This is a genomic window from Umezawaea sp. (genome assembly GCF_057122925.1).
Genome location: NZ_DBNGPQ010000019.1, coordinates 65,398 through 91,728 on the forward strand (window position 1 = coordinate 65,398; position 26,331 = coordinate 91,728).

The 26,331-nt window shown below is 74.7% G+C and carries 27 protein-coding genes; 15 read left to right on the forward strand and 12 right to left on the reverse strand.

Annotated elements, in window-relative coordinates:
- Nucleotides 1-3 precede the first annotated feature (3 nt).
- Together AC156L_RS03085 and AC156L_RS03090 are read left to right on the forward strand one after the other, a co-directional pair.
- Nucleotides 4-1,122 (forward strand): FAD-dependent oxidoreductase, encoded by a 1,119-nt coding sequence (locus AC156L_RS03085; RefSeq protein WP_330874779.1) that lies wholly within the window; start codon nucleotides 4-6, stop codon nucleotides 1,120-1,122.
- 67 nt (nucleotides 1,123-1,189) lie between these two features.
- On the forward strand, nucleotides 1,190-1,711 hold the full coding sequence (locus AC156L_RS03090) for a hypothetical protein (protein ID WP_414719828.1): 522 nt from the start codon (nucleotides 1,190-1,192) through the stop codon (nucleotides 1,709-1,711).
- 84 nt (nucleotides 1,712-1,795) lie between these two features.
- On the opposite strand, the gene AC156L_RS03095 is transcribed toward AC156L_RS03090, so the two are convergent.
- Nucleotides 1,796-2,386 carry a TetR/AcrR family transcriptional regulator gene (locus AC156L_RS03095; protein ID WP_330874780.1) on the reverse strand — a complete coding sequence of 197 codons (591 nt, stop codon included), beginning with the start codon at nucleotides 2,384-2,386 and terminating at the stop codon, nucleotides 1,796-1,798.
- Nucleotides 2,387-2,431: 45 nt separating this feature from the next.
- Between AC156L_RS03095 and AC156L_RS03100 the strand changes: the two genes are divergently transcribed.
- Nucleotides 2,432-3,181: an NADPH-dependent F420 reductase gene (locus AC156L_RS03100; RefSeq protein WP_330874781.1), complete on the forward strand. Its 750-nt coding sequence runs from the start codon at nucleotides 2,432-2,434 to the stop codon at nucleotides 3,179-3,181.
- A gap of 167 nt (nucleotides 3,182-3,348) precedes the next feature.
- On the opposite strand, the gene AC156L_RS03105 is transcribed toward AC156L_RS03100, so the two are convergent.
- Together AC156L_RS03105 and AC156L_RS03110 are read right to left on the reverse strand one after the other, a co-directional pair.
- Nucleotides 3,349-3,687: a putative quinol monooxygenase gene (locus tag AC156L_RS03105; protein ID WP_330874782.1), complete on the reverse strand. Its 339-nt coding sequence runs from the start codon at nucleotides 3,685-3,687 to the stop codon at nucleotides 3,349-3,351.
- A gap of 17 nt (nucleotides 3,688-3,704) precedes the next feature.
- The gene (locus tag AC156L_RS03110) at nucleotides 3,705-5,114 is read right to left on the reverse strand and encodes an FAD-dependent monooxygenase (RefSeq protein WP_330874783.1); all 1,410 of its coding nucleotides are present in this window, start codon (nucleotides 5,112-5,114) and stop codon (nucleotides 3,705-3,707) included.
- An 87-nt stretch (nucleotides 5,115-5,201) separates the two neighbouring features.
- Here AC156L_RS03110 and AC156L_RS03115 point away from each other — a divergent pair, with 87 nt between their 5' ends.
- The 3 genes from AC156L_RS03115 to AC156L_RS03125 all read left to right on the forward strand — a co-directional run bounded on the left by AC156L_RS03115 (nucleotide 5,202) and on the right by AC156L_RS03125 (nucleotide 7,943).
- On the forward strand, nucleotides 5,202-5,783 hold the full coding sequence (locus AC156L_RS03115) for a TetR/AcrR family transcriptional regulator (protein ID WP_330874784.1): 582 nt from the start codon (nucleotides 5,202-5,204) through the stop codon (nucleotides 5,781-5,783).
- A 263-nt stretch (nucleotides 5,784-6,046) separates the two neighbouring features.
- The gene (locus AC156L_RS03120; RefSeq protein ID WP_330874785.1) at nucleotides 6,047-7,153 is read left to right on the forward strand and encodes a PTS mannitol transporter subunit IICB; all 1,107 of its coding nucleotides are present in this window, start codon (nucleotides 6,047-6,049) and stop codon (nucleotides 7,151-7,153) included.
- Nucleotides 7,154-7,184: 31 nt separating this feature from the next.
- Nucleotides 7,185-7,943: a DUF742 domain-containing protein gene (locus AC156L_RS03125; RefSeq protein WP_330874786.1), complete on the forward strand. Its 759-nt coding sequence runs from the start codon at nucleotides 7,185-7,187 to the stop codon at nucleotides 7,941-7,943.
- Between the two features lie 47 nt (nucleotides 7,944-7,990).
- On the opposite strand, the gene AC156L_RS03130 is transcribed toward AC156L_RS03125, so the two are convergent.
- The 3 genes from AC156L_RS03130 to AC156L_RS03140 form a co-directional block, all read right to left on the reverse strand.
- Nucleotides 7,991-9,841, reverse strand: coding sequence for a glycoside hydrolase family 5 protein (locus AC156L_RS03130; protein WP_330874787.1), 1,851 nt, complete (start codon nucleotides 9,839-9,841; stop codon nucleotides 7,991-7,993).
- A gap of 54 nt (nucleotides 9,842-9,895) precedes the next feature.
- The gene (locus AC156L_RS03135) at nucleotides 9,896-10,084 is read right to left on the reverse strand and encodes a hypothetical protein (RefSeq protein WP_330874788.1); all 189 of its coding nucleotides are present in this window, start codon (nucleotides 10,082-10,084) and stop codon (nucleotides 9,896-9,898) included.
- A gap of 108 nt (nucleotides 10,085-10,192) precedes the next feature.
- Nucleotides 10,193-13,219, reverse strand: a complete 3,027-nt coding sequence (locus tag AC156L_RS03140) for an ATP-binding protein (protein WP_330874789.1) — start codon at nucleotides 13,217-13,219, stop codon at nucleotides 10,193-10,195.
- A gap of 138 nt (nucleotides 13,220-13,357) precedes the next feature.
- Here AC156L_RS03140 and AC156L_RS03145 point away from each other — a divergent pair, with 138 nt between their 5' ends.
- Nucleotides 13,358-14,236 carry an alpha/beta fold hydrolase gene (locus AC156L_RS03145; RefSeq protein ID WP_330874790.1) on the forward strand — a complete coding sequence of 293 codons (879 nt, stop codon included), beginning with the start codon at nucleotides 13,358-13,360 and terminating at the stop codon, nucleotides 14,234-14,236.
- A gap of 4 nt (nucleotides 14,237-14,240) precedes the next feature.
- Here the strand turns inward: AC156L_RS03145 and AC156L_RS03150 are convergent, their stop codons facing one another.
- Genes AC156L_RS03150 through AC156L_RS03160 form a run of 3 tightly spaced genes read right to left on the reverse strand, consistent with a single transcriptional unit; the run spans nucleotide 14,241 to nucleotide 15,857 of the window.
- Entirely contained in the window at nucleotides 14,241-14,735 is a 495-nt protein-coding gene (locus AC156L_RS03150; RefSeq protein ID WP_330874791.1) for a hemerythrin domain-containing protein, read from the reverse strand.
- Nucleotides 14,736-14,764: 29 nt separating this feature from the next.
- On the reverse strand, nucleotides 14,765-15,694 hold the full coding sequence (locus tag AC156L_RS03155) for a winged helix-turn-helix transcriptional regulator (RefSeq protein WP_330874792.1): 930 nt from the start codon (nucleotides 15,692-15,694) through the stop codon (nucleotides 14,765-14,767).
- The gene (locus AC156L_RS03160) at nucleotides 15,669-15,857 is read right to left on the reverse strand and encodes a hypothetical protein (RefSeq protein ID WP_330874793.1); all 189 of its coding nucleotides are present in this window, start codon (nucleotides 15,855-15,857) and stop codon (nucleotides 15,669-15,671) included. The genes AC156L_RS03155 and AC156L_RS03160 overlap by 26 nt, the downstream gene beginning before the upstream one ends.
- A gap of 123 nt (nucleotides 15,858-15,980) precedes the next feature.
- Between AC156L_RS03160 and AC156L_RS03165 the strand changes: the two genes are divergently transcribed.
- The 7 genes from AC156L_RS03165 to AC156L_RS03195 all read left to right on the forward strand — a co-directional run bounded on the left by AC156L_RS03165 (nucleotide 15,981) and on the right by AC156L_RS03195 (nucleotide 21,442).
- Entirely contained in the window at nucleotides 15,981-16,556 is a 576-nt protein-coding gene (locus AC156L_RS03165) for a helix-turn-helix domain-containing protein (RefSeq protein WP_330874794.1), read from the forward strand.
- A 61-nt stretch (nucleotides 16,557-16,617) separates the two neighbouring features.
- Nucleotides 16,618-17,760 (forward strand): NAD(P)/FAD-dependent oxidoreductase, encoded by a 1,143-nt coding sequence (locus AC156L_RS03170; RefSeq protein WP_330874795.1) that lies wholly within the window; start codon nucleotides 16,618-16,620, stop codon nucleotides 17,758-17,760.
- Nucleotides 17,757-18,014 (forward strand): (2Fe-2S)-binding protein, encoded by a 258-nt coding sequence (locus AC156L_RS03175; protein ID WP_330874796.1) that lies wholly within the window; start codon nucleotides 17,757-17,759, stop codon nucleotides 18,012-18,014. The genes AC156L_RS03170 and AC156L_RS03175 overlap by 4 nt, the downstream gene beginning before the upstream one ends.
- The gene (locus AC156L_RS03180) at nucleotides 18,011-19,279 is read left to right on the forward strand and encodes an FAD-dependent oxidoreductase (protein WP_330874797.1); all 1,269 of its coding nucleotides are present in this window, start codon (nucleotides 18,011-18,013) and stop codon (nucleotides 19,277-19,279) included. Before AC156L_RS03175 ends, AC156L_RS03180 begins: the two co-directional genes overlap by 4 nt.
- Complete coding sequence (locus AC156L_RS03185) at nucleotides 19,276-20,184, forward strand: dihydrodipicolinate synthase family protein (RefSeq protein ID WP_330874798.1); 909 nt, start codon at nucleotides 19,276-19,278, stop codon at nucleotides 20,182-20,184. Before AC156L_RS03180 ends, AC156L_RS03185 begins: the two co-directional genes overlap by 4 nt.
- 1 nt (nucleotide 20,185) lies before the next feature.
- Nucleotides 20,186-21,187: a proline racemase family protein gene (locus tag AC156L_RS03190; protein WP_330874799.1), complete on the forward strand. Its 1,002-nt coding sequence runs from the start codon at nucleotides 20,186-20,188 to the stop codon at nucleotides 21,185-21,187.
- 93 nt (nucleotides 21,188-21,280) lie between these two features.
- Nucleotides 21,281-21,442: a hypothetical protein gene (locus tag AC156L_RS03195; RefSeq protein WP_330874800.1), complete on the forward strand. Its 162-nt coding sequence runs from the start codon at nucleotides 21,281-21,283 to the stop codon at nucleotides 21,440-21,442.
- 401 nt (nucleotides 21,443-21,843) lie between these two features.
- Here the strand turns inward: AC156L_RS03195 and AC156L_RS03200 are convergent, their stop codons facing one another.
- The 3 genes from AC156L_RS03200 to AC156L_RS03210 are packed head-to-tail and all read right to left on the reverse strand — an operon-like array spanning nucleotide 21,844 to nucleotide 25,486.
- Nucleotides 21,844-23,958 carry a xanthine dehydrogenase family protein molybdopterin-binding subunit gene (locus AC156L_RS03200; RefSeq protein WP_330874801.1) on the reverse strand — a complete coding sequence of 705 codons (2,115 nt, stop codon included), beginning with the start codon at nucleotides 23,956-23,958 and terminating at the stop codon, nucleotides 21,844-21,846.
- Nucleotides 23,955-24,947 carry an FAD binding domain-containing protein gene (locus AC156L_RS03205; RefSeq protein ID WP_330874802.1) on the reverse strand — a complete coding sequence of 331 codons (993 nt, stop codon included), beginning with the start codon at nucleotides 24,945-24,947 and terminating at the stop codon, nucleotides 23,955-23,957. The genes AC156L_RS03200 and AC156L_RS03205 overlap by 4 nt, the downstream gene beginning before the upstream one ends.
- Nucleotides 24,944-25,486 (reverse strand): 2Fe-2S iron-sulfur cluster-binding protein, encoded by a 543-nt coding sequence (locus tag AC156L_RS03210; protein WP_330874803.1) that lies wholly within the window; start codon nucleotides 25,484-25,486, stop codon nucleotides 24,944-24,946. The genes AC156L_RS03205 and AC156L_RS03210 overlap by 4 nt, the downstream gene beginning before the upstream one ends.
- 148 nt (nucleotides 25,487-25,634) lie before the next feature.
- On the opposite strand from AC156L_RS03210, the gene AC156L_RS03215 reads away from it, so the two are divergent.
- Nucleotides 25,635-26,207, forward strand: coding sequence for a TetR/AcrR family transcriptional regulator (locus AC156L_RS03215; RefSeq protein WP_330874804.1), 573 nt, complete (start codon nucleotides 25,635-25,637; stop codon nucleotides 26,205-26,207).
- Nucleotides 26,208-26,331: the final 124 nt, after the last annotated feature.

Consider the following 26,331-nt stretch of genomic DNA (forward strand, 5'->3'; position numbering starts at 1 on the left):
GCCATGCACCACCGCACCACCATCGTCGGAGCGGGACTGAGCGGCCTCGTGCTGGCCCGGATCCTGCACGTGAACGGCGTCGAGGCGACCGTGCTCGACGCCGACGCCTCGCCCACCGCCCGCTCGCAGGGCGGGATGCTCGACGTGCACGAGGACTCCGGCCAGGTCGCCCTGCGCGCCGCGGGCCTGCACGAGGAGTTCCGCGCGGCCGTCCACCAGGGCGGCCAGGCGCTGCGCGTGCTGGACCGGCACGCCGTCGTGCACGTCGAGCACCCCGACGACGGCGACGGCGACCGCCCGGAGGTCCACCGCCGGACCCTGCGCGACATCCTGCTGGCCTCGGTCCCCGAGGTCCGCTGGGGCGCGAAGGTCACCGGCGCTGTCCCGCTGGGCGACGGCCGCCACGAGGTCGTGCTCGCCGACGGCACCACCCTCACCACCGACCTGCTCGTCGGCGCGGACGGCGCGTGGTCCAGGGTCCGCCCGCTCGTCTCCTCGGCCGTCCCCGCCTACACCGGCCTGTCGTTCGTGGAGGCCCGGCTGCACGACGCCGACGTCCGCCACCCCGCGAGCGCGGCCGTGGTCGGCGGCGGCTTCCTGTTCGCGCTGGGAGGGGGCAGGGGCGTGCTGGCCCACCGCGAACCGGACGGCGGCCTGCACGTCTACGGCGCGCTGAGGGTCCCGGCCGACTGGCTCGACCGGATCGACCCGCTCACGCTCACCCCCGACGTCCTGGCGGGCTTCGCCGACTGGGACGACAGCCTCCGCGCCCTGATCGCCGACACCGACGAACCCCTCGTGCCGCGCCAGGTGCACGCCCTCCCGATCGGCCACCGCTGGGACCGCGTCCCCGGCGTGACCCTCCTGGGCGACGCGGCCCACCTCATGTCCCCGTTCGCGGGCGAGGGGGCCAACCTGGCGATGGTCGACGGCGCCGACCTCGCCGCCGCGCTGCTCGCGCACCCCGACGACGTGGAGAAGGCGCTGGCGGTCTACGAGGACGCCCTGTTCCCGCGCGCCGAGGCGTCCGCGGCGATGTCCGCCGAGAGCCTGGAGGTGTGCTTCCGCTCGGACGCGCCGCAGGGGCTGGTGGACCGGTTCGCGGCGTTCGCCGGGCAGTAGCCACCGCCCGATCCCCGCCGCGGCAACGGGTTCCGCCCCCGCGCGGCACGCCATGGGCTCTGCGGCTGTGATCACCCCGGCGACGGGATTCGAGCTGCGGGTCGCGTTCAACGAGGCACTGGCCGAACAGGACTCGGGGCTGCGCCTCAGGTCGCCGGAGTCCGTCGTGGTCAGGGCCGGCGCCGCCGACGCACCGCGGATGACGTACCTGGCCCGCCGCGCGCTCGCCGACGCCAACCGGCTGCGCGGCCGGTGGGACGTCACCCACCGCCTGTTCCAGCACGACCGGCGTCCGCACCGGTTCACCTCGGGCGACGTGTCGGACCCGCTCCGCTGGTACGCCTGGCTGGTGGAGTGCGCGGTCGACTTCCCCGACACCGGCCTGCACGAGATCCGCGCGGCGCTGGACGACGTGGAACGCCGGTTCGCCGCCGTCGGGCAGAACCCGCACGAGGTCCACTCCGCGCGCCGGGTCGCCGCCGACCGCGGAGATGGTGTCCCGCACCCACTCCAGCGCGGCGACCCGGTCCAGCAGACCGGGGTTCGCGATCCCGTCGTCGAGGAACAGGAACCCCTCCGCGGCCGGTAGTTCACGGTCACGCGCACGACGCCGTCGCGGGCGAACGCCCCGACCGGTCCGCTCGTCCGCTGCTCCGTCGCCTCGTCGGGGTGGTCAGCTCCGCAGCGCCGCGAGCGCCGCGCGCAGCGTGGTGCGGAGGCGGGCCGTGGAGCCGGTCGCGGCCATGTGCATCGTGCTGCCCACGACGCCCGCGACGACCACCTGGGCCGTGGTGTCGGCGTCGAGGCCGGGCCGGACCTTGCCCGCGGCCTGCATGGCGCGGATCCCGTCGGCCAGCACGCGCTCCCAGCGGTCGAACACGTCGACCAGGACCGCCTGGACGCCGGGGTTGTCCGGGTCGAGCTGGCTGAGCAGCGTGGTGAGGTCGCAGCGGGAGCCCTGGGACTCGTAGTGCGCGCACATCGCCTCCGCCCACTCCTCCCACGCCCGCCAGGTCTTCGCCCCGCTGAGCCTGGCCTCCTGGTCGGCCAGGATCGTGTCGGCCTCGTACCGGGCGACGGCGAGCATCAGCGCCGACCTGCCCTCGGGGAAGTAGTGGAACAGCTGGCTGTTGCTCACCTTCGCGGACGCGCGGACGCACTCCAGGCTCGTCTGCGCCACGCCGCGGTCGCGCGCGACCGCGGCGGCGTGCTCGACGATGCGGCTCCGGGTGGCGAGGCCCTTGGTGGTCAGTTCGCGGGGCATGGGCGGAGCCTATCAAGATTTCTGGATTGCACGAGCCAGAAATTCATGGATAGTGGACCGTGTGAGCCAGAAACGGCGCACACCACGAGGAGTGAGGGAACAGCGATGTCGACGGTGGGACTGATCGGTGCGGGCAAAATCGGCACGACCGTGGCGAGGTTGGCGGTGGCGGCGGGGCACGACGTGGTGCTGAGCAACTCGCGCGGACCGGAGACGCTCGCCGACCTGGTCGCCGAACTGGGGCCGAGGGCGCGCGCGGCCACGCCCGCCGAGGCGGCGGACGCCGGTGACGTGGTGGTGGTGACGGTGCCGCTGAAAGCCTACCGGGACGTGCCGGTGGAGCCGTTGGCGGGCAAGGTCGTGATCGACACGAACAACTACTACCCCGAGCGGGACGGGGTGATCGCGGAGCTGGAGGACGGGTCGGCCACCACGAGCGGGCTGCTCCAGGCCCACCTGCCGGGCTCGAAGGTCGTCAAGGTGTTCAACAGCATCTACTACCGCCACCTCGCCGACCTGCCCCGGCCGTCGGGCGCGCCCGACCGCAGCACCCTGCCGATCGCGGGCGACGACGCGGACGCCAAGGCGCGGGTCGCGGCGCTGCTGGACGACCTGGGCTACGACGCGCACGACGCGGGCACCCTCGCGGAGAGCTGGCGGTTCGAGAACGGGGCGCCCGCGTACTGCGTGATCTACTCCGCGCCCGGCACGGAGGTCGACGAACTGGGCGTGCCGGGCGCCCAGCCCGCCGACGCCGAGGCCGTCACGGCCGCGCTGGCCAAGGCGCACCGCTAGCGGGCAGGCCGGACGCGCGGCTGGGGCCGGGTCGGGCAAGGCCCGGCGCTGGGCGTGCGGACGGTCCGGCCGGGCCCGGCGCTGGACGTGTGGATCGTCGGGCCGGGCCGGGCCGGGCCTGGCGCTGGCCTTGCGGACTGCCGGGCTGGGCCTGGCGGGACCCGGCGCTAGTCCGTGGTCGACCGCGCCGGGACGGGGAGCAGGTCGAGCGGTTCCCAGCCCTCGCCCGGCACCGTCGTCCTGATCACCACCGGGGTGTCGACGAGCGCCCGCGGCCACTCCCGCTGGATCTTCGGGATCAGCGGCGACCGCAGGTGCTCCTCGACGCCGCTCTCCCGGTGCCCCTCCATCAGGTAGAACACGGTCGGGTCGTCCACGTCGCGGGACCAGCGGAACCACGCGTTGCCGTCCTCGGCCCTGGTGGCACTGGTGAACTCCGCCACCAGGGCCGGCCAGCGGTCCGTCCACTCCGGACGGACGGTGAAGCGGATCGTGATGACGAGCACGAGGAGCCCTCCCCTGGTCAGGTGGTCCAGCGGTCGAGCGCGGCGCGCCAGCCGTCGGTGCGGGTGTCGCCCGCCCAGGCGACGTAGCCGTCGGGCCTGACGAGCAGGCCGGGGCCGCCGTCGACGCGGCGCTCGACGCGGACGGGACCGTCGGCCGCCGGGGCGTCGTTCTCCAGCACCAGCACGAACCCGCCGCCGCGCAACGCCTCGAACAGCCGGCAGGCGGCCAGCGGCACGTCCGGCGCGCGCGTGCCGACGAGCCTGTGGTCGCCGGGCCCGCGACCGTAGGCGATGCCGACACCGGAGAACATCCCGGCGGCCTTGCGGGCGACCTTGTCCCGACCGAGCAGGAACGGCAGCACGTAGCGGCGCAGGGTGCGGCCGAGCCGGGAGCGCACGGTCATCAGCCGGATCGTGGCGCCGCTGCTGCGCAGCACCAGCTTCCCGACCGGGTGCCGCTCGTCGTGGTAGGTGTCGAGGATCGCGGGGTCGGCGCCGCCGAGGACGGCCGCGAGCTTCCAGCCGAGGTTGAACGCGTCCTGGATGCCGGTGTTCATGCCCTGCCCGCCCGCGGGGGAGTGCACGTGGGCGGCGTCGCCCGCCAGGAACACGCGGCCCGTGCGGTAGGCCTCGACCTGGCGCTCGTCGCTCTGGAACTGCGAGAGCCACCGGACCTCGCCCATGCCGTGGTCGGTGCCCATGGCGCGCCGCAGCACGTCGCGCACCATCGCCTCGTCCCCCCGGAACGCGTCGTCGTCCTCGTTGCGGCGGTCCCAGACGATGACGCGGAACCAGCCGTCGCCGAACGGCGCGAGGAACGCGAAGCAGTCCTCGGCGGCGTTCACCGCGACGGTGGTGTCCGGCGGCTCGGCCAGGTGCACGTCGGCGAGCACGATCGACGTCAGCAGCACCTCACCGGGGAACGGCTGCCCGACCAGGTGGCGGACCGTGCTGCGCACGCCGTCGGCGCCGACGACGTAGGACGCCTTCCACTCGCGCTCGCCGTCGGGCGTGGTGGCCCGCACGACCACGCCGTCGTCCTGCTGCGTCAGCCGGGTGGCCGTCGCGCCGCGCACGACGTTCGCGCCGAGGCCGACCGCCCGCTCCTCCAGCAGGGTGTCCACGTTCACCTGCGGTGTGACCAGCAGGAACGGGAACGGCGAGGCCAACGTGGTCAGGTTGACCTCGGCGCCGCGCCACAGCGCGAGGCCGGGCGAGGCGGTGCCGGTGCTCCGCAGTTCGCCCGCGAGCCCCCTGGTGTCCATGACCTCCAACGTCCGCGCGTGCACGCCGAACGCGCGGCTCAGCGGGGACGGTGCCCCGTGCTTGTCGAGCACCAGCACCGAGCGGCCTGCCATCGCGACTTCGCCCGCGACCGTGCAGCCCGTGGGACCCGCCCCGACGACCAGGACATCGACGGTGTCCATCACCCCTCCTTCAAGTCAACGGCTGTTGACTTCCACGGTGGCAGGGTCGGCGAGTTAAGTCAATGACTGTTGACTTATCCTGGGCTCATGCCCGAACCCCGCCGCCTGCCCGAACCCCGCCGCCGCTCCGCCCCCGCGACCCGTGCCGCGATCCTCGACGCGGCGCGCGCCCGGTTCGGCGCCGACGGGTTCGACCGCGTGACCGTTCGCGAGATCGCGGCCGACGTCGGTGTCGACCCGGCGATGGTGATCCGCTACTTCGGCTCGAAGGACGCGCTGTTCACCGAGGCCGCGGAGTTCGACCTGGAACTGCCCGACCTGACCGGCGTCGCGCCGGAGGACCTCGCGGACGCGCTGGTGCCGCGGTTCTTCGCCGTGTGGGAGGACAGCGCCGGGTTCCTCTCGCTGCTGCGCGCGGCGACGACGAGCAAGGTCGCGGCCGACAAGATGCTGGAGCTGTTCACCCGCCAGGTGTCCCCGGCGCTGGCCGCCGCCGCGGTCGACCGCCCCGCGGAACGGGCGGCGCTCGTCGGCACCCAGATCCTGGGACTGGCCCTGTCGCGCTACGTCCTGCGGGTGCCCCCGCTGGTGGCGATGAGCCACGACGAGCTGCGGGCGTGGATCGCTCCGGTGCTCACCCGCTACCTCACGGGCCCGGCGGCGGGCTGAGCGGACCGCGGTCCGGTCTGGACACCCCTATATGTGGCTGTGCGCCCCTGTAAACGGTCCCCGAACTGGATTGTCAACCCCTGTGGTCCATGTGTTCGCTATCCAATTTTTCCCACCGTGGAACGATTTTCCGGAAAGTCATCTCGGGCGCGCAACATTCCGCGATCTCCGATTGACCGTGCTCGACCCACGGCGCTAGATTCGCCCGCGATGCCTGAGCCGGCCGCATCCCTGACCAGCGCCGAGGGAAGTGCGTGAAACCGATGATCAACGAAGATCAGCCCGCGAAGAGGCCGACCAGGATCACCGTGCAGCGGCTCGGGGGTCACCTGGCGAGCATCGTCATGCCGAACATCGGCGCATTCATCGCGTGGGGACTCATCACCGCGTTGTTCATTCCGGGCGGGTGGCTGCCGAACCCGACCTTCGCGCAGTTGGTCGACCCGATGGTGAAGGTCCTGCTGCCCGTCCTGATCGGCTACACCGGCGGCAAGCTGGTGCACGGGCAGCGCGGCGGCGTGGTCGGCTCGATCGCCACCATGGGCGTGGTCGTCGGCACCGAGAACCCGATGTTCTTCGGCGCCATGATCATGGGACCGCTGGCCGCGCTGTGCATCAAGGTGTTCGACCGGTACGTCGGCGGCCGGGTGTCCTCCGGCTTCAAGATGCTCGTCGACAACTTCAGCGCGGGCATCATCGGCGGCGCTCTCGCCCTCGTCAGCATGCTCAGCATCGGTCCCGCGGTCGAGGTCGCGACGAAGGCGCTGGGCAACGGCGTGCAGGTCGTGGTCGACGCCCACCTGCTGCCGCTGGTGGCGATCCTGATCGAGCCCGCGAAGGTCCTGTTCCTCAACAACGCCGTCAACCACGGCGTCCTCGCCCCGCTGGGCGTGCAGGACGCCGCCGCGCACGGCAAGGCGATCCACTTCCTGCTGGAGACCAACCCCGGCCCCGGCCTGGGCATCCTGCTGGCCTGCGCGCTCTTCGGCGACCGGATGGTGCGCGCCACGGCTCCCGGCGCGATGATCATCCACTTCATCGGCGGCATCCACGAGATCTACTTCCCGTACGTGCTGGCCGCTCCGCGCCTCGTGCTGGCCGCCATCGCGGGCGGCGCGGCGGGCGTGTTCGTGTTCACCCTGACCGGTGCGGGCCTGATCGCGACGCCGTCGCCCGGCAGCATCATCTCGCTCATGGCGGTCACGCCGAAGGGCGGTCACCTGAGCGTGGTCGCCGGTGTCGCCGCCGCGACCGTCGTCTCGTTCGTCGTGGCGGCGGTGCTGCTCAAGTTCGGCAGGGGCCGGGACGACCAGGTCGAGACCGGGGGCCTGGTCTCCACACCGGTTCCGCGCGCGGCGGCCACCCGGTGACGCCCCGAGCACCGAGCGGATCGGTCCGGCGATGAGCACGCACGGGCGGAAGAAGCGCGCCAGGGAACCGAAGTTCCACCCCCTCGCGTTCGGGGGCTGGCCGGACTACCAGCAGTGGGCGGACAACGACTTCCGCCCCTGCCCGGAACCGCCGTCCCAGCCCGAACCCGAGCCGGAACCGACCCCGCAGCCGCGGACCGAGCGGATCGCGACCACGATGTGGGCGGGCGTGCCCGTGGTCGAGCCCGCCGCACCCGAACCCGAGCCGGAACCGCTGTCACCACCGGGCTGGCAGGCGTTCGCGGAGGTGGAACCGGAACCCGACCCCGCGGTGTGGGAGGCGTTCACCGCCGTCGACATGCAGCCCGTGACACCCCGCCCGGTACCCGTCACGACCCGGCAGCAGGAGGGCGCGGACACCGCCGCGCAGTGGGCGGACGACGACCTGGTCGTGCGCCCGTACATCCGCACCCACGGCAGGGTCTCGCAGGGTTACGACCTGCGCCTGGAAACCCTGGTGTCGGTCACCGGGCTGCACGAGCGCGACCCGGTGAACCCCGCGTTCACCCAGGACATGCTCTCCATCTGCGACCTGTGCCGCGCGGCGCCGCAGTCGGTGGCCGAGGTGTCGTCCTACCTGGACGCGCCGGTGGGCGTCACGAGGGTCCTCATCGCCGACGCCGTCGAGGCGGGCCTGGTCACGGTCGAGCACGGCGCGGCCCTGGTCGACGCGCGGCCGAGCCGCGAGCTGCTGGAGCGGATCCGGGACGGCCTGCGCGACCTGGTCTGACCGCGACCCGCTCCGACCGCCACCCGCTCCGACCGCGCGGGCCGCCCCTACCGGCGGCAGAGCAGCGCGTCGGGCGTGCGCGCCGACCCGATGCGCCCGGTGTAGGCGACCCCGGCCACGTACTCCTCCGCCGAGCACTGCCCCTTGTACGCCCGGAGCGCGAACTCCCCGCCGGGCCCGCCCGAGGGCCGGTTGTCCCCGCGGTCGAACCACACCGTGCGCCCGGTGCGCCCCAGCGGGCCCGCCGCCCGCGCGCACAGCCCGGCGGAGAACGCGGCGCCGGTCACGCTGTACCCCACCAGGTAGTGGTCCGCGGGGCACTGCACCTTCGTGTACCCGGACGCCCAGTCGACGTCCACGAAGGACTCGTCCCGCACGGTCACGAGCGACGTGGGCGCCGCCCAGTCCCCGGTGCACAGCCCGCGGTTGCCGGTGTGCGCCAACCCGATCACCCGCTGGCCGTCCGGGCAGGCGCCCTTGCGCGCCCCGGGGTTCCAGTCGGGCCGCGCCCTGACCGCCCGCGACGGCTGGAAGTCGCCGTGGTCCAGGTTCAGCATCGACCACCGGGGGACCTGCGCGACCTGCCCGGTCCTCCCCGCCGCGCCGACCAGCCGGGACCACGCCGGGGCCCGCCAGTCGTCGCCGTCGAACACGCCCACCCGGTTGCCCGCGGCGTCCCAGTGCAGCAGCGCCCACCCGTTCCCGGTCCGGTTGGTGTGGAACCCGACCGCCGGCCAGTAGGCGAAGTCCGCGTCGGCCCGCACCAGCTCGTCGACGAAGTTCGAGAACCAGACCTTGGACCTGGCGTCGGTGTTCTCCCGCCCGCCGACGCCGAACTCGCTGATCCACACCGGCGCGGTGAAGTGCGCCCCCGTCTCCGCCGACACGTAGAACGCCTGGCGCCGCAGCACCTCCCGCAGCTCGTCGAGGGAGAGGTCCTGGTACCTCGGGTCGGTCGTCTCGCCGATCCCGGTGGCCCCGGAGTGGTTCGGCCCCGTGTAGCCGTAGAAGTGGGCGGAGTACACCAGCTTCCCGGAGTCGACCAGCGTGTGCGACAGCGTCCGCACCGGTTCCAGCGTCGGCCGCCCGTGCGGCAGGCCGTCGACCGGGATGCCGGTCCAGTTGATGCCCTCCACGATGATCAGCAGGTTCCGGTTGGCCTCCAGCTGGATCCGGTCGGCCACCTCCTGGCTGGCCCGCTGCCAGTCGCGGTCGTCCCCGGAACCCCAGTTCGGGTCGTCCCAGACGGAGCGCCGCACCTCGTTGTAGAGGTCCGCGCCGACCACCCGCTCGTTCCCCGCGTACCGGCGGGCCATGAACAGCCAGTCGTCCTGCCACTGCCGCGTGCTCTGCGCGGTGTTCCACCGCTCGTTGCCGTCGACGCCGCAGCACCACCGCGAGGTGGTCGTGTGGTTGTTGAGGATCACCGCGAAGCCGCGCGCGGTCAGCCGTTCCACGACGAAGTCGTAGACCTGCAACGGGGTCCTGCCGCGCAGGCCGGGGTTGGCCGCGACCGAGGCGTCCGGCAGCACGGCCGTGTCGTGGACCATCTGGTTCGAGAACGGCAGCCGGACGCTGTTGAGCCCCAGTTCGGCGAACCCGTCGATGATCGTGTCCACCGGCGCGCGGTCCAGCCCGAGCGGCACCTGGTCGGCCTTCTCGCCCGCGTGGTGGTTCGCCGGGTCGGCGATGTCGCCGGACCCGTTCCACGTCCCGCTCGCGCCGTGCCAGTTGCCCGACCTCAGCTTGAACCGGTCACCGCGGGCGTCGACCACGTACCGCCCGCGGGTGCTCAGCGGCCCGACCCAGTCCGGCTCCGCGGGCGCGGCGCTCGCGGACGGCACCAGCACCGTTCCGGCCACCACCACGACCGCCAGCGATACGCGAACAAGCTTCATGTCTGGACGGTAGCGGGGGAGGCCGCCCGGCGGCAGGGGCCGATCGGCGGATGCTCACACCGCGGCTCCCACGTCGGGAGGTTGGTGCCACTGCTGGGCGCGGTTCGGGAAGCGGCCCCGACGACGGGTGTGCGCGTGGGCGTCGGCGCAGGCGACGATGACGGCGCCCGCGATCACGGGGAGGGCCAGGGCCCCCTGGGCGGCGTCGACGCAGAGGACGGTGGTCCAGAAGAGGATTCTCATAGCGGCAGATTAGGATTTTCCGCGCCGTTCCGATCCCCTTTTGAGAAAGGCTTGAGGATTCTCGTGACCGGACACCACATTCGTGCGGGATTCGGCGGCTGAACACCGTTATCGCTTGCGCTCCAACGCTTCCCGTGCGGCGGCCGCCCAGTGGGGTGCTCCCGCTCGTTCGGCGACGAGGAGCGCGTGCCGGTAGTGGGTGGTGGCTTCCGCGTTCCGGCCGAGCGCCGTCGCGAGGTCGCCGAGGTGGTGGGCGACGGGCCCGAACGCGACGAGTCCGCTGCCCGCGCCTGCGATCTCGTCGGCGGCGGGGAGCAGGTCGGCGTGCACGCGCTCCAGCGTCGGCCGGTCCCCGGAGCGGAGGGCGGCCTGTGCGCGCAGGCACGTGCGGGCTTCGAGGAGCAGGTCGCGCGGTGAGTCCGGGACGTCCTGGTCGCCGGTCCACGGCCGGTACGGTCCCCAGTCCGCGTCCGCGGTCCGCACCCCGAGCCCGAGCAGCGCGAACGGCAGCAGACCGTCCTCAAGACCGGGCATCCCCGTGCCGGTCAGGCGGGAGGCGGCGGCGCGGTAGGCGGTGACGGCCTCGGCGGTCCGGCCGGTCACCGCCAGCCGGAGCGCGGCGTACCAGGCCGTGAACACCCCGACGACCGGGAGTTCGTGCCGGGCCGCGAGGTCGTCCGCCGCCGCCGCGTGCCGGTCGGCGGTCGCGAGGTCGCCCACGGCGGCGCTCGACTGGATCCCGATCAGGTGCGCCAGCACCTCGAACACGACCAGGCGGTGGGCGCGGGCCACCTCCAGGAGCTCCGCGCCGATCCGACCCCGCTCGGGGGCCAGCCCGGCGCGGTGGAACGTCTGGAGGAACCGCCCGTTGAGGGCGAACGCCAGCAGCGTCGGGTCGCCGAGGTCGCGGGCGAGGGCCTCGGCCTCCCGCGCCGCCCGGTCGCCCACGGGACCGGGGTCGGCGCGCCGCTCCACGGCGATGGTGACCAGCAGCCGGGCGCGGTCGCCGGTGCGGTCGGCGGGCAGCGCCGCCAGGGTCCGCTCCGCGGTCGCCACCAGGCGGGCCGACAGGGCCTCGTCGTCGTTGGCGGTCCAGATCGCGGGCACGTCGAACGAGCCGATCACCCCCGCGGTCAGCACCGGGTCGCCGAACGCCTCCGCCGCGCCGGTCGCCTCCGCGCGCAGCCCCCGCGCCTCCCGCAGGTCGCCGGTCACCGCCAGCGCCCGCACCAGACCCATCACGGCCTCCAGCCGCGCCCGGCCCGCCCCGGTGCGGGCCACGACCTCCCGCCACAGCCGGGCCGCCTCGTGCGGAGCGGACCGCTGTTCCGCCCGCTCGGCCGCGGCACGCGCGAAACCCGCGGTGCGGTCCGCGTCGGCCCGGCCCCCGGCGTGCAGCAGGTGGTGGGCGATCGTCTCCACGTCGTCCGGCCGCGTCCGCTCCACGACGTCGGCGACGGCCGCGTGCCACCGCGTCCGCCGGGCGCGGGTGCCGTCCTCGTACAGGGTCTCCCTGACGAGGGCGTGGGCGAACCGGGGGTGGTCGGAGCGCTCCACCAGGAACCCGGCGCGCACGGCGGACTCCACCGAGTCGAGCACCGCGTCCTCGTCGCCCGCGAGCGCGACCAGCACGTCCAGGTCCACCTCGTCGCCGAGGACGGCGGCCTGCCGCAGGTGCGTCCTGGTGGTCTCGGACAGCCCCGCGAGCCGGTGCCGGATGACGTCGCGGACCCCCGCGGGCACGGCGAGCAGCCCCGGATCGCCCTCGGCCTCCCACAGCCGCGTCAGCTCGCGGACGAAGAACGGGTTGCCCGCGCTCCTGGCGTGCACCAGCCGCACCCCGTCCGGTGACATCTCGCGCCGGGTGGTCGCCCTGACCACCTCGGCGACCTGCGGCCTGCTCAGACCGCCCAGGTAGACCCTGGTCGGCTCGACGCGGGCGGCGCGGCCCAGCGCGTCGGCGAGCGCCGGGGTGATGTCGGTCGAGCGGTAGGTGCCGACGACCAGCACCGGCCCGGTACCGGGGTCGGCGACCAGCGACGTCACCACCGCCAGGGTGTCCTCGTCGGCCCAGTGCAGGTCGTCGAACACCAGCAGCACCGGCTCGCGCGCCTCGAACGCGCCGCCGTCGGGCACGCCGAGCGCCGCGCGCATCCCGGTCCACGGCGCCGTCCCGCCGCGCAGTTCGGGGCACGTGCCCCACGCGGTGGTCCACCCGCGAACGGCCAGCCGGTCGGCCAGGGTCCTGACCAGCGCGGTCTTGCCCGCACCCGCCATGCCGGACACCAGCGCCAGCCGGGGCCGGGACGTGGTCGCGGCGGCGTCCTCCAGGTCGGCCAGCTCGGCCTCCCGGCCGACGAACGGGTGCTCGACCCGCGCTCGGGGCGTGAGGTGCGGGGCCTGGGCGAGGATGTCCGCCTCCAGCCGCCGCAGGCCCTCGCCGGGGTCGACGCCCAGTTCGGTGAGCAGCGCCTCGCGGGCCCGGCGCACCGTCGCCAGCGCGTCGCCCTGCCGTCCCGTCCGGTACAGCGCGAGCGCCAGCAGCCGTCGGCCGTCCTCGTGCAGCGGGTGCGCGGCGACGTGGGCCTCCAGGTCGGGCACCGACTCCGCGGCCAGGCCCAGCGCGAGCGCGGCCTCCGCCCTGCGGGCCACGGCCAGCAGCCGCACCTCGTCCAGCCGGGCGGCCTCGCCCCGTGCCCACGCCCGGTCGGCGAACTCCGCGTAGGCGGGCCCGCGCCACAGCCCCAGCGCGTCGTCCAGCAGCGCGAGCGCGGCTTCGGGCCGGGAGGCGGCGGCCTCGGTGACGGCGGCCTCGAACCGCAGGGCGTCCACCGCGTCCGGCTCGGCCCGCAGCGCGTAGCCGGGGGGAGCGGTGACCAGCAGGCGCGACGGCGTCCGGGGTGGACGGTCGGGCTCCAGCGCCTTGCGCAGCGCGCCGACGAACGTCTGCACCGCGCCGAGCGCCCCGTCCGGGGGCTCGTCCCACAGGTCGTCCACGAGCACCGCGGCGGGCACGGTCCGCCCCCTGGCGACCAGGAGCCGGGCCAGCACGGCCCGGTGCCTGGCCCCCCTGAGGTTCACCGGTCCCCGCTCGTCGGAGGCCTCCACCGGGCCCAGCACACCGAACCTCACCACCGGCACAACCTAGCGGCCGGGCCGCGGGGCGCCGGGCCGAGCCGGTGCCGAGCCGGTGCTGAGCCGTTGCTGATCCGGTGCTGATCGGCGTCCCGCAGAGTCGGTCCGGTACGCACCGAGCACAGGGAGAAGCACCACGTGGCACCGCAGATCACCGGGTTCGCCCAGCACCGCGTCACCGTCGCCGACGGCGTCTCGCTCACGGCCGCCGTCGGCGGCTCCGGCAGTCCCGTCGTGCTGCTGCACGGCTTCCCGCAGACCCACCTGATGTGGCGGCACGTCGCCGCCGACCTGGCCGCCGACCACACCGTCATCTGCCCCGACCTGCGCGGCTACGGCGCCAGCGACAAGCCCGCCGACCTGGACGGGCAGACCTACTCCAAGCGGACGATGGCCGCCGACGTCGTCGCGCTCGCCCGCGCGCTGGGCCACGACCGGTTCGCGCTCGCGGGCCACGACCGGGGCGCGCTGGTCGCCGTCCGCGCGGGCCTCGACCACCCGGACGCCATCACCCACCTGGCTTCCCTCGACGTCCTGCCCACCCTGGACACGTGGGACGTCCTGCACGGCACCTCGGCCGCCGTCGCCTTCCACCTGTACCTGATGGCCCAGCCGCCCGGCCTGCCGGAGGCGCTGATCGCGGGTGCCCCCGACGAGTTCTTCGGCTACTTCCTCGACCTCTGGGCCAACGACCCCGACGCGATCCCCGCCGACGTCCGCGCGGCCTACCTGGCGGCGTGCCGGGGGGCGATCCCGTCGATCGTCGCCGACTACCGCGCGTCCGCCGCCGTCGACGTCGAGCACGACGAGGCCGACCGCGCGGCAGGCAACCACCTGCGGATGCCCGTGGCGGTGCTCCAGCAGGACTGGGGCTCGGCGCTCGGCTTCGACGCCGCCGCCCGCTGGCGGCCGTGGGCTCCCGACCTGGACCACCGGACCGTGACGTGCGGGCACTTCATGGCCGAGGAAGCCCCCGGCGAGGTCGTGAAGGCGCTGCGCGACCTGCTCGCCAGGTAGGGGCTCAGTCCTCGTCGGACAGCAGGAAGTCGGGCCGCTCCGCCCGCCACGCCGGCAGGTCCATGCCGTTGAGCACGGTGATCAGCTTCTTCTCCTCGTAGGTGAAGTGCGTCTCCATGATCGCCGAGAGCCCGTCCAGCTCCGCCACCACCCGCGCCCTGTCGGCCGGGTCGGGTTCGTCCGGCAGGCCGGTCAGCAGCTTGTCCAGCGCGCCGAGGATCCAGTCGATCCGGTTGTGGTCGGTCCTGAGCTGGGTGATCACCGGGCGCAGCTCGGGGAACTCCTCGGCGATCTCCGGGAACGCGATCCGGTCCTCGCCGGTGTGGTGGCGGGTCAGGGCGGAGCAGAACGACAGGCAGTGGGCCCGCAGGTCGCGGGGGAGCAGCCCGTCGCCCGCGAAGTAGGCGTCGACGTCGTCGCGGAGGTCCTCCAGCTGTCCGCGCAGCCAGACGTGGACCTCGATCAGCTGGTTGCCGAACGCGGTGAGGCGGGTGTGCACGCGGAGTCCTCCGGGTCGTCGGGCGCGGCCTACTGGTCGAGCCGCTGGACCGCGCTGCCGCGCAGCTGCTCCCCGCACCCCGAGCACGAGTAGCGCGGGTGGAACGGGGCGCCGCACGCGGTGTGCCGGTAGGCCAGCGCGGGACCCTCCGGGGAGCGGAACCACCGCTGCGCCCACTCCATCGTGTGCACGGCGACGGGGAAGAACGCCAGCCCCTTCGGCGTGAGCCGGTAGCCGCCGTTCGCGGAGGCCGTCACGACGTCCAGCTCCGCGAACGTCCTCAGCCGGTCGGCGACCACCACGGGCGGCGCGGACAGGTGCCGCTCGAAGTCGCCGAACCGGCGCGCCCCCTGGAAGGCGGCGCCCAGCATCGCACACGACCACCGGTTCCCGACCAGCGCCGTGGTCTGGGGGAAGAAGCCGTCCTGGTGGCCGGGCGCGGCGGCGGAGCGGCGCCGGGTCGTGGCCGACGGCATCGACCGCGCCCACGTGCCGCTCGGCCCGAACCCGCCGACGAGGTCGCGCGGTCGGACCGGGGCCGCGCACCCGCCGCACACCAGCACCGGCTCGAAGGCGTGGCCGCGGTGGCCCATCCTCGGCAGCTCCTCCGCGTGCCGCTCCACGTGGGTCAGCTCCCACGACCAGATGCCGAGCAGGATCGGCCACACCCCCCGGCCGCGGCGGGTCAGCCGGTACTCGAAGCGCTCCGGCCGCTGGGAGTAGACGACCCGCTCCAGCAGCCCGAACTGCGTGAGCCGCCCCAGCCTGCCCGCGAGGACGGCGTGCGAGATCGGCATCGCGCGCATCCAGTCGCCGTAGAGACGCGTGCCCGACAGCGCGTGGCGCAGCACCAGCAGCGTCCACTCGTCGCCGAGGAGCCCGAGCGCCACGCCGATCGCGTTCTGCCCGCCGCGGGGCAGGGCGGTGACGTCGTCAGAGACCGAGGGCCGCAACGGCATCGTCCGCCTCCCGCCGGTTCGGCGGCCCCGCGCCCGCCGCCCACGTCGTGCGCGTCCCGCCGGACACCCGCTCGGGCGGGCGCCCCCGCCACGTTCCCGTCCGGTGGGGGCCGTCGTCGGCGGGCAGCGCGCCGAGCACGCGTCCGCGCGCTTCCCCGTCCACGGCAGCTCCTGGAGGTCGAGTCCTCCTGTACTACAACAGGCAGAGTGACGGGTCAACGGCGTCGGGTGGTCGGGCGCCCGCCATCACCCGTACGGTGCTCGCCTGCGAGGAGGAGGTCCCGAGGTGGTCAGGGAGCAAGCCGGTCAGGTGCTCGCGGCGAACCTGCGCGCGCTGCGCGACCGCGGCGGTCTGTCGCTGTCGGAACTGGCGCGCCGGTCGGGCATCGCCAAGGGCACGCTGTCCCAGCTCGAATCGGGGTCGGGCAATCCCACCATCGACACGGTGTTCAGTTTGTCGAACGCACTGGGGGTGCCGGTGTCCGACCTGCTGACCGCGCCCGCCGACTCGGAGGTCGTGCTGGTGCGCGCCGCCGACCTCGACGTGCTCTCCAGCAACGCCGTCGACCTCCGCATGGTCCGCAGGCTGACGCTCGGCGACACGGTCGTCGAGGTCTACGACCAGCGCGTCCGCCCCGGCCAGACCCAGTACTCGGCAGGCCACCCCGGTCGGGAGCACGTGCTGGTCACGTCGGGCTCGCTCCGGGTCGGCCCGGCGCACGCGCCCCACGAGCTGGGGCCGGGCGACTACGTGTGCTTCCCCGCGCGGGCGGCGCACACCTACGAGACCGTCGGAGGGCCGGTGGAGTCCGTGCTGCTGCTGGAGTACCCGGACGGCGTGCACGCCTCGCACGGGGATTGACCCCGGTCCTGCCCCGAGCCTAGGCTCGGATCGTTCACTTCAATGAACGATTGGAGTGCGAGTGCGGAACCCGGACGTGGTCGTGGTCGGCGCGGGCGTCATCGGCGCGGCGTGCGCCGAGGCGCTGAGCGCGGCCGGACTGCGGGTCACCGTCCTCGACCGCGGCCCGCTCGGCGCGGGCACGTCCGCCGCGGGCGAGGGCAACGTCCTGGTCTCCGACAAGGGGCCCGGCCCCGAACTCGACCTCGCGCTGGCGTCGCTGCGCCGCTGGCCCGACCTGCTCGCCGACCTCGGCGCGGACGTGGAGTGGGACGCCAAGGGCGGCCTGGTCGTCGCCACCGGGGCGGTCGAGCCGCTGCTGGACCTCGCCGCCGCCCAGCGGAGCGCGGGCGTGGACGCGCGGCCCCTCACCCCCGCCGAGGCGTTCGACCTCGAACCGCACCTCACCCGCGCCGTGGTCGCGGCCGTCCACTACCCGCAGGACGCGCAGGTCCAGCCCGTGCTCGTGACGAAGGCCCTGCTCGCGGCCGTCCGCCGCCGGGGAGGGGTGCTGCGGCCCGGCGTGCGGGCGCTCGGGGTCAGGCTGGCGCACGGCGCGGTCGCGGCCGTGCGGACCGCCGACGGCGACGTGCCGTGCGGCGCCGCGGTGATCGCCTGCGGACCGTGGTCCGGCGAGGTGTCGGCCGCGTTCGGCGCGCCGGTCAGCGTGCTGCCGCGCCGGGGCGTCGTCCTCGTGACGGCCGCGCTGCCGCCGGGCACCGTGCGGCACAAGGTGTACGACGCCGACTACGTGGGCGCGGTCGCGAGCGGCGACGCCGACCTCCAGGTCTCGACGGTGGTCGAGGCGACGGCGGGCGGCACCGTCCTGATCGGGTCGAGCCGCGAGCGGGTCGGCTTCGACGCGTCGCCGCGGGTCGAGGTGCCGCGCGCGCTCGCCCGCCGCGCGGTCGGGCTGTTCCCGGTGCTGCGGGACGTCCCCGTCCTGCGCTCCTACGGCGGGTTCCGCCCGTACGCGCCCGACCACCTGCCCGTCATCGGCGCCGACCCGCGCCGTCCCGGACTCTGGCACGCGACCGGCCACGAGGGCGCGGGCATCGGGCTCGCGGCGGCGACCGGGCGGCTGCTCGCCGAGCTGGTCACCGGCGCGGACCCGCACGTCGACCCACGACCGTTCCGAGTGGACAGACCGGGGGTGTGCGCATGAGGATCACCGTCGACGGCGAGCCGCACGACGTGCCGGAGGGGCGGACGATCGCCGCCGTCCTGATCGCCGCCGGGCGGTCGTCCTGGCGCACCACCAGGAACGGCGGCAGGCCGCGCGGGGTGTTCTGCGGCATCGGTGTGTGCTTCGACTGCCTGGTGGTGGTGAACGGCGTGCCGGACGTGCGGGCGTGCCAGCGGGTGCCCTCCGACGGCGACGCCGTGCGCACCCAGCACGGGGCGGAGCTGCCCGGATGAGGGTCGTCGTGGTGGGCGGCGGCCCCGCCGGGCTCGCCGCGGCCGGTGCCGCCGCGCGGGCGGGCGCTGCCGTCGTGCTGGTGGACGCCGAGCGGCACGCGGGCGGCCAGTACCACCGGGGCACCCCGCAGGCCGTCGACCAGGGGGTGCGCCACCTGGCCGAGAGCACCGCGTGGGCCGCGGAAGGCCTGCGGCTGCACGTGCGCCGCGGTCCGGCCGACAGTCCACACCGGACCGGCCGCGTGCTCGACGCCGACGCCGTCGTGCTGGCCACCGGCGCGCACGACCGCGTGGTCCCGTTCCCCGGCTGGGACCTGCCCGGCGTGTACACGGCGGGCGCGGCGCAGGCGCTGGCCAAGGAGCACGGCGTGGCGGTCGGCAGGCGGGTCGTCGTGTCGGGCACCGGGCCGTTCCTGCTGCCCGTGGCGGCCTCGCTGCTGCGGGTCGGCTCGGAGGTCACCGTGCTGGAGGCCAACGGGCCCGGCGGCTGGCTGCGGCACCCCCTGGCGGCGGCGGGCAAGCTGGGGGAGCTGGCCGGGTACGCGGCGCTGCTGCGCCGGGTGCGCACCAGGACCGCCGTGGTGGCCGCGCACGGCACCGACCGGGTCACCGGGGTGACCGTCGCCCGGCTCCGCCCGGACTGGTCCGTCCGCGACAGCACCAGGGTCGCCGTGGACGCGGTGTGCGTCGGCCACGGCTTCACCCCGCGCCTCGACCTCGCCGTCAGCCTGGGCTGCGCCCTGCGCGACGGGTTCGTGCGGGTCGACGCCGTCGGCGCGACGACCGTCCCCGGCGTGTACGCGGCGGGGGAGATCACCGGCATCGGTGGCGCCGCCCTCGCCGCCGCCGAGGGCGCCGTGGCGGGCGCGGCGGCGGCCGGTGCGCCGGAGCCGCCACCGGGCGCGCTGCGGGCCGTCCGGCGGGGGAGGGCGTTCGCCGCCGCGCTGGCCGCCGCGCACCCCCTCCCGTCCGGCCGCCACGGCTGGCTCACCCCGGACACGCTGGTGTGCCGGTGCGAGGAGGTCACCGCGCGCGCCCTGGACGCCGCGCTCGACCTCGGTGCCGCCGACGGCCGCACCCTCAAGCTCGTCAGCCGCGCCGGGCTCGGCTCCTGCCAGGGCCGGGTGTGCGGCCGGGAGGTCGCCGACCTGGCCGCCGCCCGGCTCGGGCACCCGCTGCCCGACGCCGACGCGTTCCACCGCAGACCCTTCGCCACGCCGCTGCGGCTGGGCGAACTGGCCCAGGACCCCGAGGAGGACCCGTGACCGAACGTCTCGACGGCGTGATCGTGGCGACCGCGCTGCCCTACGCCGAGGACCCGAGCGCGCCCGCGGGCCTGCGTCCGGACCTGGACCGCTACGCGGAGCACTGCCGGTGGGTGGTCGACAACGGCTGCCGCGGCGTCGGCCCGAACGGGTCGCTCGGCGAGTACTCCTCGCTCACCGACGCCGAGCGCCGGGAGGTCGTGCGCACCGCCGTGGCCGCGGTGGGAGCGGACGCGGTGGTCGTGGTCGGCGTGCACGGACCGGGGTCGCACCAGGCCCGCCACTGGGCGGAACTGGCCGCCGAGGACGGCGCGGACGGTGTGCTGTGCCTGCCACCGACGATGTACCGGGCCAACCCGCGCGAGGTCGTCGCCCACTTCACCGAGGTGGCCGCGGTCGGCCTGCCGGTGATGGTCTACAACAACCCGTTCGACACCAAGGTCGACCTCACCCCCGACCTGCTCGCCGAGATCGCCGCGATCGACGGCGTGGTGGCGGTCAAGGAGTTCTCCGGCGACGTGCGGCGGGTGCTGGAGATCCGCGAGCGCGCGCCGGGCCTGACCGTGGTCGCGGGCGCGGACGACGTGGTGCTGGAGTCGCTGCTGATGGGCGCGACGGGGTGGTTCGCCGGGTTCCCCAACGTCTTCCCGGCCGAGTCGGCGCGGCTCTACGAGCTGGCGCGCGCCGGGAGGGTCGAGGAGGCGCGGGCGCTGTACGAACCGCTGGTCGCGGCGTTCCGCTGGGACTCCCGCACGGAGTTCGTGCAGGCCATCAAGCGCGGGATGGACGCGGCCGGGCGCTTCGGCGGCCCGTGCAGGCCGCCGCGCGGACCGCTGTCCCAGGCCCAGCTGGACGTGCTCGACGCGGACCTGCGCCGGGCGTTCGACCACCTGCGGGAGGCGTGACGTGCGCTCGACCCGCTGCCTGACCGCCGTCGACTCGCACACCGAGGGGATGCCCACCAGGGTGATCACCGGTGGCGTCGGCGTGATCCCCGGCGACACGATGGCGCTGCGGCGGCTGCACTTCGTCGAGCACCTCGACCACCTGCGCCGGTTCCTGGTCAACGAGCCGCGCGGCCACTCGGCGATGAGCGGCGCGATCCTCCAGCCGCCGACCCGCCCCGACGCCGACTGGGGCGTCCTGTACATCGAGGTGTCCGGGTGCCTGCCGATGTGCGGGCACGGCACGATCGGCGTGGCGACGGTCCTGGTGGAGACCGGCATGGTGCCCGTGACCGAGCCGGAGACCGTGGTCCGCCTGGACACCCCGGCCGGTCTCGTCGAGGCGAGCGTGGCCGTGCGCGACGGCCGCGCCGAGTCGGTGACGATCGAGAACGTGCCGTCGTTCGCGACCAGGCTGGACGCGACCGTGGCCGTGCCCGGCCTGGGGACCGTCCGCTACGACATGGCCTACGGCGGCAACTTCTACGCGATCCTGCCGCTGGCCGACCTCGGCATCCCGTTCGACCGCGCGGAGAAGGACCGCATCCTCGCCGCGGGACTGGACGTGATGGCCGCGATCGACGCCGTCGACCGGCCCGTGCACCCGGTCGACCCGGCGATCTCGGGCTGCAAGCACGTCCAGTTCACCGCGCCCGGTGTGGACGGCGGCGACTCGCGCAACGCGATGGCCATCCACCCCGGCTGGTTCGACCGCTCCCCGTGCGGCACCGGCACGTCGGCCCGCCTCGCCCAGCTCCACGCGCGCGGCGAACTGGCCCTCGGAGTGGACTACGTGAACGAATCCCTGCTGGGCACCAGGTTCACCGGCAGGCTCGTGCGCGCCGAGCGGGTCGGACCGGTCGACGCCGTGGTCCCGACCATCACCGGTCGGGCGTGGATCACCGGCACCGCCCAGTACCTCCTCGACCCGACCGACCCGTTCCCCGAGGGGTTCGTGCTCTGACCGCGGAGCGGACTGGAACGGGGGTGGAACGCCGGGAGGGGTGAGCCGGGAGAGGGGAACCCCACGGCGTCGGACGAACCGGCGCCGCGGGCGGTGCGGCTGGTCTTCGAGCACGGGGGCCGCGAGGTGCGGGTGTGGTCGCGGGAGGCGGTCGAGGTGCTCGTGCCCCCGACCGACCAGCTCGACGGCCACCTCGGGGTCTGGGCGGAGGGTGCGACGGAGCCTGCCCGCTTCCCGCTCGGAGGTGGCTCGTGACCACCGAGGACGGCGGGGTCGTCGGGACCACGAGGATCGTGGACGCGGGCGACCCCGGACCCGCTACAACCCGGTGGTGTTCGGCGACGGGTACCGCGAGGCCGAGCCGGCGGACTCCGCACCGCCAGCCTCGCCGCGGCGGGCGATCGACGTGGTCCGGGTGGGTGTCGCGTCGACCGACAGCGGCGCCGACGTCCCGGCGAAGTGCGGCGGTTCCGGCGGGGGAGCGGCGGTCCGCTCGCAGGTCTCCGCGACGCCTTCGCGAACACCTGCCCGTGTCGGTCGACCACAACCCCGACGCGGCAGGCAGAACGGCGTGGCGATCCGGGTCGAGGTGGTTCTTCGACGATGACCTCCACGGAGTCAGGGGTGGGCCCGGACGGTCGGGCCCACCGCTGACCTCACGCCTGGTGCGCGAGCACCCGGCCGACGCTGATCGGCAGTTCGCGGTGGCGGACCCCGGTGGCGTGCCACACGGCGTTCGCGACCGCCGCCGCGGTGCCCACGATGGCGACCTCGCCGACCCCCTTGATGCCGCTGGGGTGGCTCGGGTCGTGGTCGTCGACCCAGTCGGCCTCGATGTCCGGCACGTCGGCGTGCGCGGCGACGTGGTAACCGGCGAAGTCGCCGTTCACCTGGCGGCCCTGCCGCCCGTCGCGGACGCCCTCCTCGTGCAGCGCCATCGACAGACCCATGACCATGCCGCCCACGAGCTGGCTGCGCGCGGTCAGCGGGTTGACGATCCGGCCCGCGGCGAAGATCCCGAGCATCCGCCTGACCCGCACCTCACCGGTCAGCGGGTCGACGGCCACCTCGGCGAACTGGGCGCCGTGCGCGTACCGCTCCTGCTGCTCCAGGGCGGCGATCTGCGCGGCGGTGTCGGCGCGGCCGGTGATCCCCTCGGCGGGGATCCGGTCGACGCCGACCAGCCGGTCGCGCAGGTCGGCCGCGGCGGCCGTGATGGCCCACGACCAGGACGAGGTGCCCCTGGAGCCGCCCGCGAACCAGGCCTGGCCCAGGTCGCTGTCGGCGATCTCCATGCGCACCGCCGACGGGTGCACGTCCAGCGCCTCCGCCGCCACGAGCGCGAGCGCCGTCCGCGCCCCGGTGCCGATGTCGGCGGCGGCGATGGACACCGTGTACCCGCCGTCGGCGTCGGCCCTGATCGCCGCGGTGGACGGCAGCGAGCCCGCGCCGTAGATCCCGGCGGCCATGCCGGTGCCGAGCAGCCACCGGCCGTCGCGGCGGACGCCCGGCCGGGGGTCGCGGTCGGCCCAGCCGAAGCGGCGGGCGCCCTCGGTCAGGCAGCCCACGAGGTTGCGGCTGCTGAACGGCAGACCGGTCATCGGCCCGACCCGCGGCTCGTTGCGCAGCCGCAGCTCCACCGGGTCGATCCCGGTCGCCTCGGCCAGCTCGTCCATCGCCGACTCCAGCGCGAACGAGCCGGGCGCGCAGCCCGGAGCGCGCATCCACGTGGGCGTCGGCAGGTTCACCGGCACCAGCTTGGTGCTGATGCGGATGGCGTCCGCGGCGTACAGCGCGTGCGTGGCCTCGCCGCCGCGCTCCACGTACTCGTGGATCGTGGACGTGTGGGTGGCCGTCTCGTGGTCGACGGCCCGCAGCCGTCCGGCGGAGTCCGCGCCCAGCCGGATGTGCTGCCGCGTCGCGGGCCTCATGCCGGTCAGGGTGAACACCTGGCGGCGGGTCAGCGCGACCCGGACCGGGCGGTCGAACGTGGTCGCGGCCATCACCGCGGTGATGAGCTGCGGTCCGACCGCCTTGGAGCCGAACCCGCCGCCCACGTGCTCGGCGCGCACCCGCACGACGCCCTCGTCCAGGTGGAACAGCATGGCGAGCACGGACGACACGAGGTACGAGCCCTGGTTGGAGTCGACCACCTCCAGGCGGCCGTTCTCCCAGCGGGCCATCGAGGCGTGCGGCTCCATCGACCCGTGGTGCTCCTCGGGCGTGGCGTACCACTGGTCCACCACCACCGGGGAGGCGGCGATCTCGGCGTCCACGTCGCCCTTGGCCTCGACCGGCGCCGACGCGGGGGAGCGGAGACCGGGGTGGTCGGCGGAGAAGGCGATGTCGTGCGGTTCCTCGTCGTAGGTGACGACCAGCGCGTCCGCGCCCGCCCTCGCCTGCTCCAGGGTCTCCGCGACGACCAGGGCCACCGGCCTGCCGACGTGCGGCACCCGGTCGTCCTGGAGGAGCTGGAGCGTCCCGTCGGGCATCCCGAAGATGCCTGCGTCGGGGTTGAGGCGCGGGGCGTTGCCGTGGTGCAGCACGCCGATCACGCCGGGCATGGCGAGCACGGGGGCGACCTCGACCGAGCGGACCCGGCCGTGCGCCACCGTCGCGAGCACCAGCGACCCGTGCGCGAGGCCCTCGAACGGGACGTCGGCCGCGTAGCGTGCCGCGCCGGTGACCTTCTCCCTGCCCTCCAGCCGCACGGTCGACGTGCCGATCGATCCGGGTGACGTGCGGGTGGGGCTGTCCGTCAGGTCGGTCATCGGGACGCCTCCTCGGCGAGTTCGGTGAGCACGGAGACCACGAGGTTGCGCACGAGCGGCACCTTGTAGCCGTTGTGCGCCAGCGGTGCGGCGGCGGCCAGCTCGGCGTCGGCCGCGGCGCCGAACGCCTGGGCCGTCGCGGGACCACCGGTCAGCGCCCGCTCGGCCGTGTGGGCGCGCCACGGGCGCGACGCCACGGCGCCGAAGGCGATCCGGACGTCGCGCACCACGCCGTCCTCGACGTGCAGCGCCGCGGCGATCGAGCCGTTGGCGAACGCGTAGGACGCCCGCTCGCGGACCTTGCGGTACCGCGACCGCTCCGCGACCGGGGCCGCGGGCAGCGTGACGGCGGTGATCAGCGCGCCCGCGGGCAGCGCCGTCTCCACGTGCGGGGTGTCGCCGACCGGCGGGTAGAAGCCGGTCAGCGGCAGCTCGCCAGGGCCGTCGACGGTCTCGTAGGACACGACCGCGTCGAACGCCGCGAGCGCCACGCCCATGTCGGACGGGTTCGTGGCGACGCAGTGGTCGGACGCGCCGAGGATCGCGTGGTTGTGGTGCTCCCCGGTGATGGCCGGGCAGCCGCTGCCGGGCTCGCGCTTGTTGCACGCGAACGCGGTGTCGGTGAAGTAGCCGCAGCGGGTGCGCTGGAGCAGGTTGCCGCCGACCGTGGCCACGTTGCGGAGCTGGCCGGACGCACCCGCCAGCACGGCCTCGGCCAGCGCCGGGAAGCGCCGCCGCACCTCGGGGTGCGCGGCGAGGTCGCTGTTGGTGACCGTCGCGCCGATGGTGAGGGCACCGTCGGCGCGCACCTCGATCCGGCCGAGCGGCAGGCCGCGGACGTCGACCAGCAGGTCGGGCGTCTCCACGCCCGCCTTCATCAGGTCGACGAGGTTGGTGCCGCCGCCGAGGAACCGGGCCTCGGGCTCGTGCGCGAGCAGGGCGACCGCGTCCCGCACCCCCGTCGCGCGGCTGTAGCCGAACTCCTTCACGCCGTCACCTTCGATCCGTCGGCGGCGCGGGCGACCGCGCGCACGATGGCCGGGTACGCACCGCACCGGCACAGGTTCCCGCTCATGCGCTCGCGGATCTCCGCCTCGTCCAGCGGGGCGGGTTCCGCGTCGGGCCGCACGTCGGCGGTGGCCGCGCTCGGCCAGCCCGCCGCGTGCTCCCGGATGACGGCGACGGCCGAGCAGATCTGGCCGGAGGTGCAGTACCCGCACTGGTAGCCGTCGAGTTCGAGGAACGCCTCCTGGACCGGGTGCAGGTCCTCGCCCTCGGCGATTCCCTCGATCGTGGTGATGTCGGAGCCTTCGGCCGCGACGGCGAGCTGGAGGCACGAGACGGCCCGCCTGCCGTCGGCCAGCACGGTGCACGCGCCGCACTGGCCCTGGTCGCAGCCCTTCTTCGTACCTGTCAGCCCGAGGTTCTCCCTCAGCGCGTCCAGGAGGGTGGTGCGGTTGTCGACGGTGAGCGCGTGAGTCTCCCCGTTGACCCGCAACGAGATGTCACTGCGCGTGGTGGGTGGCACAGCATGTCCTCTCAGGGGTCGGGCGATCCCCTTTTCCCATCGTGCGTGTTCAGAGGGCGCACGCCGACTAAAGTGGAGATCGCTCTCACTTGAGAGGCTAAGTGATAGCAGTCTCCACTTGCAAGTGGGGCAGGAGAGGACGGTCGGCATGGGCAGGATCGAGGGCCGCCCGCTGCGCGCCGACGCCCAGCGCAACCGCGACAAGATCCTCTGCACGGCCGTCAGCATGTTCGCCAGGGACGGCCTCGACGCCACGCTCGACCGCATCGCCAAGGAGGCGGGCGTCGGCCCGGCCACCCTGTACCGCAACTTCCCGACCCGCGAGGCGCTGATCGAGGCCGCCTACCGCAGCGAGCTGGCCAAGCTCTGCGAGGCCGCCGGTGAACTCCTCGCCGCGCTCCCGCCGCGCGAGGCGCTGCGGGCGTGGATGGGCCGGTTCATGGACTACGTGAACGCCAAGATCGGCATGGCCGACGCCCTCCGCTCGCTCGTCGACTCCGGCGTCAACCCGTACGACCACACCGGCGAGATGCTGCGCGACTCCGTCACGACCCTGCTGGAGGCCGGGGTCGCCGACGGCGCCCTCCGGGCCGACGTCGCGGCCTCCGACGTCGTCGCGAGCCTCATGGGCATCGCCGTCACGTGCGGCAAACCACCCCAGCCGGACCTGGCGGGACGCCTGCTGGACCTGCTGATGGACGGCCTCGTCGCCAGCCGCTAGCGCGGTCGCCGCCGACCCCGTTCCGCGCCGCCCGGCGCGAGGAGTCCACCTGGGACGCGCGGGACCCGGTGCGGATCGCGGTCACCGCACCGGGTCGCCCCGGCGGCGGGCGGGTGGTCGCGCG